Origin of the sequence: Bartonella sp. OD88NMGDW (assembly GCF_042193775.1) — a bacterium.
Lineage (GTDB): Bacteria > Pseudomonadota > Alphaproteobacteria > Rhizobiales > Rhizobiaceae > Bartonella > Bartonella grahamii.
Genome location: NZ_JBHIMA010000016.1, coordinates 1 through 7,154 on the forward strand (window position 1 = coordinate 1; position 7,154 = coordinate 7,154).

Annotated in this window: 2 protein-coding genes; both read right to left on the reverse strand. The window is 37.9% G+C overall.

What is annotated here, in order from left to right:
• A partial coding sequence (locus ACFIJR_RS08250; RefSeq protein ID WP_375653974.1) for a beta strand repeat-containing protein occupies positions 1–3,677 on the reverse strand: 3,677 nt, incomplete at its 3' end.
• A gap of 745 nt (positions 3,678–4,422) precedes the next feature.
• Positions 4,423–7,154: autotransporter outer membrane beta-barrel domain-containing protein (locus ACFIJR_RS08255; RefSeq protein WP_375653976.1), on the reverse strand; the 2,732-nt coding region annotated here is incomplete at its 5' end.

Here is a 7,154-nt window from a genome sequence, read left to right on the forward strand (position 1 = left end):
TCCCCATGGATCAAAAGTCTATCGGTTTTTTGGTCATTTATTGCAGCACCATCACTCCAAGCAATGTTGAAGTAAATCTTTGCATCACCCGTTGCGTTGTAGACTTCTTGCGTGTCTGGTTTACCAGAGCCTATATGTAATGTGTGATAATGCTCTTCTGTTGGTCCATTAAAAACAATAGTACTGTTGTTAAGATTGAGCGTGGAAATATCAGAACGAGATCTTTGAGCAATATCAAGCAGATTGCCATCATCATCTTTTTCGTTTGTGCTGGTTTTTACAATCCATTGTGTATTGTTTTGCAAATTAAAGATTGTTTTAGGACTGTTAATAACTTTTGCTCTACCCTCTAATATGGAGTTATCAGAATTGAGTGTAAAAGCTAAACCATTTTCTTCAGCTGAAGCTTTGGTTACTAATAGAACGTCAGCACGGATTTCTGATTTTTTGCCAAGATTGACTGTGCCGGTTGACTCATCTACGTTAATTCCAATGCCGTTTTTAATGTGAAGCTTTGCGTTGGTTAAATTGATTTCTGAGGTTGTATCTTCTTCAGGATTTTCAAATTTTATGCCATTTCTCTCTGCTGTTGCAAAAATATTTGTTGTATCAATATGCCCACCGTTTTCAACAGCCAATGCTGCCTCTTTTCCCGTTATGTTTCCTTGCGTCATTGTGATGGTGGAATCTAGTCCACTTGCATGGAGCCCATAACCATTAGATGATGTAATTTTGGCATCATCGGTTAAAGCAATGGTGCTGCCACTCTCTGCGTTAATCCCTATATCGTTTCCAACAAATGATCCTCCTGATATTGTGATTTTAGAATGATCCATTGCATATACGCCGAATTTTGCATTTGTAATGTGTACATTTTTTAAAGTGACATTGCTTGCTTGGGAATTTAATCCTGTAAACACTACCGTTTCACCTTTTTGACTGCTCGATATTGTCACATCTTCCAACTTATTTTCATTGCTTTTACTGTCATAAAAGGTAGCACCAACTGTAGAAGTTGTAATAGTTCCTCCGGTCATTTTAATTATAGCATTTTTTTCTGCATAAAGCCCAAGAAAAGCATGATCAATTTCTGTTCCATGCAATTCGATCATACTATCAGGGCCGCTGGCATTTGCACCAGCTCCACCACCTGTGGCTACTGAGAGAGAAACATCTGTAACATTAATGTGTCCACCGTTTTCAGCAGTTAATGCTGCATAAATTCCTCCTTTAACTTTTCCTTTCGTCATTTTGATTGTGCTATTGTCTTTTGCCCAGAGCCCAGTGTTATCAGATGATGTAATTTTAGAATCATTTATAGTGATTGTGCCGCCGTTTTGCGCAAATATTGTTGCTTGTTTTGAAACAAATGATCCCCCAGAGACTGTTATTGTAGAGTTATTATCTGAAATGATAGCATTTTTTGCTTGAGTCACTTTGACATTATCTAAAGTAACAAGACTTTTATCTTTTGCTTCTACTCCAATGATTAATAATTCTCCCTCTTTATTACTTGATATTTCTACATTCTTTAGTTTGTTGTTTTCGTTTTTACTTCTCGAGAAGGAAGCACCAGCGTATGAGGATTTAATGGAACCGCCATTCATAGAGATTGAGCCACCTTCTTGTGCCCAGAGTCCAGTGTCATTAGATGATGTAATTTTAGAATCATTTATAGTTATTGAGCTGCCATTTTGCGCAGATATTGTTGCTAGTTTTGCATCAAATGATCCTCCAGTAATCTCTATTTTAGAATTACTATCTGAAACAATGGCGTTTTCTGCTTGTTTTACGTTTACATTTTCTAGAGAGACTATACTTTCTTTTCCTGCATTGATTCCATTGACTAGTAGCTCATTCTCTTTATTGCTGGATATTATTACATTCTTCAGTTTGTTTTTGTTGCTTTTACTTTCCGTAAAGCGAGCACCAACGTATGAAGCATTAATGGAGCCTCCATTCATACTGATTGCACCCTCTTTTTTTGTCTGAAGTCCAATTATACTATTTTTAATCTTTGTATCATCTCCAGTTAACTCAATTAGACTATCTTTACCCTCAGAAAATGCACCAAAACCACTTGTAATTGATTCGTTATTTTCAATGGGATCGGCGCCATCTATTGTTAGGGTAACATTTTCTACCGTAATGTGTCCGCCATTTTTTGCTCCAACGACTCCTGTTTTTCCAGTTACTTCTCCTCCGGTCATGTTGATTGTGGATTCTTGTTCTGCCATGAGCCCAACGTTATCAGATGATGTAACTTTAGTATTGTCTTTTAAAGTGATTGTGCTGCCGTTTTCAGCGTGTATAGTTACCTTTTTAGAGTCAAACTCTCCTTTAGAGATTGTTATTTCAGAATTACTATCTGCAGATATACCACTGTCTGCTTGAGAGAATCTTACACCTTCTAAATCAACTTTACTGCTCTTCTCTGCTTTTACTCCAAAGAGTATAGGTGTTCCGCCTTCATTACTTGATATTTCTACATCCTTTAGTTTGTTCTTGTCGCTATTACTATTCAAAAAGTAAGCACCAGCTTGTGAAGCTTTAATGGAACCTCCATTCATAGAGATTGAGCCACCATTTTGTGCCATGAGTCCAGAGTTATTAGATGATGTAATTTGAGCGCCCTCTATAGTGATGTCACTGTTTTTCAAGGCAGCTATTGTTGCCTCTTTTGAAGCGAATGAGCCTCCAGTGACCTTTACTTTAGAACTATTATTTGCAAGAATAGCGTTTTCTGCTTGTTTTACGGTTACATCTTCTAAAGTGACTGTACTGTTCTCTTGTACGGTTACTCCAAAGGTTATTTGTTTTCCGTCTTCATTACTTGATATTGTTACACCTTTCAGCTTATTTTTGTCGCTGTTACTGTTCAAGAAGCTAGCACCAGCGTGGGAAGCATTAATAGATCCTCCAGTCATGGAGATCGTGCCACTTTCTTTTGCCCAGAGTCCAGAGTCGTCAGATGATGTAATCGTAGAATCGTTTATAGTGACTTTGCTGTTTTGCGAGGCAACTATTGTTGCTTCTTTTGAAGCAAATGAACCTCCAGTGATTGTTATTGTAGAGCCACCTTTTGCACTTACAGCATTGTTTGTTTGTTTTATGATTACATCCTTTAAAGTGACTGTACTGTTTTCTGCTCCTGCTCCGAATCCCAGTAGTGTTTTATCATCACCGCTTGATATTGTTACATTTTCCAGCTTGTTTTTGTCGCTGTTACTGTTCATGAAGATCGCACCAAAATCAGAAGCATTAATGGAGCCTCCAGTTATGGAGATCGTGCCACCGTTTTTTGCTTCAACACCTACGATAATGGCAGAATCAGTTCCTTTAATGGTTGTTTTATCCCCCGTTAATGTGATCATACTGTTCTTGCCTTCAGCTGTTACAGCAGCGGGTGATTCTAAAGAAGATGATCCGGGAGGAGGGGTGATACCGCCTTCGCTGGGGCCTTTATTGGTGTCTTTATTTCCGGTTACTGTTAAATTTTCACCAGTGATTTTGCCACTTTCTTTTGCATGAAGAATTTCATAGGACTTTCCGGTTTCTCCGATGACGCTTTGTCCTTCTCCTGAAGCTTCAAGAGATTCAGCATGTGCATTGGAATAGATACTAGAGAGTATGATCGCGACTGTTGCTGTATATGATAAAAGGGATTTTTTATACATCCGTATTCTCCTTTGAAGTCCCCAATATTCATTTCCCCACCGACCTCATAAGAAGAATAGAAAATGAGTTACTGTTCTTAGTGTTGTTACATTACCTCTAGCTCGGTAAGCTATTTTTACTTCTCTGTCAAATATTTTAAATAATCTTCATGAAAATGCATATTATGTATAGTTTATTTTTTATTAAATGAGTTTATTGATTTTCTGTTTGTAGTGGGATTATTTTTTATATCTTGATAAAATAATAAACATAATTTTTGATAATTACTTAGAGTTCTTTATGTCTCTTAAGACATTTTATAATAATTATTCGAATATATTTTACGATCCTATCGTTTATAGTTTTTTGTGTTTTTTCTTGTTTGAATATTTTATAGATAAAAAATTTGTTTGAGTTTTCAGATGAGGGGAAAGTTTCTTATAATTGCTTATCTTATTGAGGGCGATAAAACAGACATATCTTCAGTTTAAAAACGTAATTAATAAAGAGCTTTATGTTAAAGCTTTAAATGAAAGGTACTTTGGTTAATAAAACTGCAAAACTGCATTTTTATTAAAAGGTTTCCGCTTTCATTATTTGTGGGTTTTAATATATTCTGGATAAAAATACCTTATATTTTTCTTGATAAAAAGGCAGGGGGTAGTTTTAGTGTCATTAGGATTTATATAAAGCGAAAAGGCAGCACATTGAGCTGCCTTTTTGTTAAATTGAATAGAATGAATAGGCTATTTTTACAGCCTTGTCTTAAAACTGATAGCGTATTCCACCTGAAAAGCTAGCACCACTTATACCAGTTTTCTGAAGCTTTTGTTGATAGCTTACATCACCATGAAGGGAGAAATTGTGAGACAGTTGTGCATTGATGCCAATGCCGCCTTCAATTGCAGGTCCCATAGGATCAAGGTCAAAGTCTCTACCAATATGAATGGTACCATCATCACCAAAGGTTTTGATCAAGTTTACTTTTCCATAGAAAGACATAGGACGGCTGTTTTCAGTGGAAATGGTTTTGGTCAAACGTCCACCAACACGGATTAACCATTGAGAAGGATTGTTCATATCAACAGTGAAATTATCAGCATCTTCAATGGTGTTAAACATCAAATGTTGATAGGCAATTTGTGCTTGTGGCTCAAATGTTAAACCTTCCATTCCGGTTGCAAATTCTTTGCCAACAGTGGTGGAGATACTCAACATTTTGGCATCGTTCAATTTTGCGGTATTGCCTCTGATGGCATTGGCGATATGCCCTTTTAGGATACCATAGGACAAGAGTGCATCGATGTAGAAACCACTGTTATGCTGTATACTGCCATAGGCTGTAATGGCCCATTTATCCAGCGTGTTCTTTCCTGCATCTTTTATGTCCTTTGGTGTGAACGACAGCTGCCCATAGGTGCCTACAAGACCGAGATGTGTTGTGGTATTTTGCCCTTCAATTGCTGCCAATGTAACACCGGCTTGGAGAGCAGCATAACGAATATCAGCACCGTAACCGTATTTGAGAGGTCCGCGTTCAGAAGATAAAGTTCCTGTGCTTCCATAGGTGTAAAGGAAGAAACCGGTTTGTTTCTCTTCTTCTTTTCCTAAGACAGATGTTCTGATATTGGCTAAGAGCGCGTTTTGTTTAGCCATATCTGTTAATCCACTGTAGAAGAGAGCATTTGGCATGACCAAATAGCTTGCTGTTTGTGCTACAGGGGCGATCACACTTGGACCAGAGCCAGAACCCGCTTCAAGAATTTCAGGTTGTAAACGGAAATCCCAGAAATTTTCATTCTTTTCATCAAACAGGTTTTGCGCAACATCGGCTTTGCCTTGGCTTGAGTCTGGTCCATAGGCACGTAGTGTATACATATCCGGTAAGCCATCTCTTGTGGTATAGCCATTTACAAGTTTGAAAGAGTTTTCTTCTGCTTTTCCAGAAACTTGAATGAGTGACAGACCACGGATATTGGCAGCAGCAGAGGTATTTGCTTTGACATTGTTCCCTTCTAAGCGCCCCGTAACATAAACTGATGTGTTACCAGAGACATCTCCATTGATCAAAAGTCTATCGGTTTTTTGGTCATCTATTGCAGCACCATCACTCCATTCAGCGTTGAAGTAAATCTTCGCATCACCCGTTGCGTTGTAGACTTCTTGCGTGTCTGGTTTACCAGAACCTATATGCAATGTTTGGTAATGATCTTCTGTTGGTTTATCAAAAACAATGGAGCTGTTGTTGAGGTTTAGCACAGAAACATCAGAACGAGATCTTTGAGCAATATCAAGCAGATTACCATCATCATCTTTTTCATTTTTGCTGATTTTCAACGTCCATGTTGTATCGTTTTTCAGATCAAAGTGTACATTTCTGTCTTTAGCAATATTCGCTCTGCCCTCTAAAGTAGACTGATCAGCGTTTAATGTAAAAGTGCCGTTGGAGATCGCTTTTAAACCTGCTTGGTTCCAAACCCCTTTGTCTTTCAAATAAATGCCGTTTCCTAGTAAAACATCAGCATGGATTTCTGAATTTTTGAGATTTGCTGTACCGATTGCCAGATCTGCATTATTTTCAATGTCGTTATCAGTGAGAGCTCCAATAAGAATTCCAGTACCATTTTCAACGTGAATATCTGCATTGGTTAAATTGATTTCACTACTTTGATGTTTTTGGGGATCATTCGATTCATTGAGTTTGGTTTTAGAGAGACCTAAAAACTGCAAGCCACTGATTCCTGCTGTTACAGAGACATCTGTGAGATCAATAAGTCCACCATATGCTACGGCTAGTGCAACTTTTTTTACTTCTATTTTGTTTTCTACAGCACGTTGTGCTGCTTCAATATCACCATTAATCATCTTAATCGTGCTATTATTTCCTGCAAAAAGACCTTCATCAAAATTTTGAATGGTTGTTTTACCATTTAATTCGATTGCACTATCAGGTTCTGAAGCGTTTACAGCAACGGTCTCATTTTTACTTTCACCACCGGTCATTGTTAAATCTCCGCTAATGATTTTACTCCCACCATCTGCATAAAAACCTTCATCAACATTTTCAATAATCGTTTTGCCCGTTAAAGTAATTTCACTCCCAGAGTCCGCTGTCCATACACCAGAGCGGTCTTTGTCGGGGTCTTGATCAGTTGCTTCACCACCGATAACGGTTAAATTTTCACTGGTGATTTTACCACCATTAACTGCTCCAAGACCGTTCAAAGTATTGTTAATTTTTGTATCGCCATGCAATTCAATTGTGCTATCAGGACCAAAGGCCTCTACACCGGTTCCTGTGCCATCTGTTGTTAAAGCAACATCTGTGGCATCAATCTGTCCACCTTTTTCTGCAAATAATGCAGCTTTTTCATTCTTTATTGTTACTGTTCCTTCTGCCATTGTGATCTTAGATCCTGAACCTTCTGCATGAAGTCCATAACCATCAGATGATGTAACTGCAGCTTTTTCGTCTAAAGTAATGGTGCTGCCTTCTT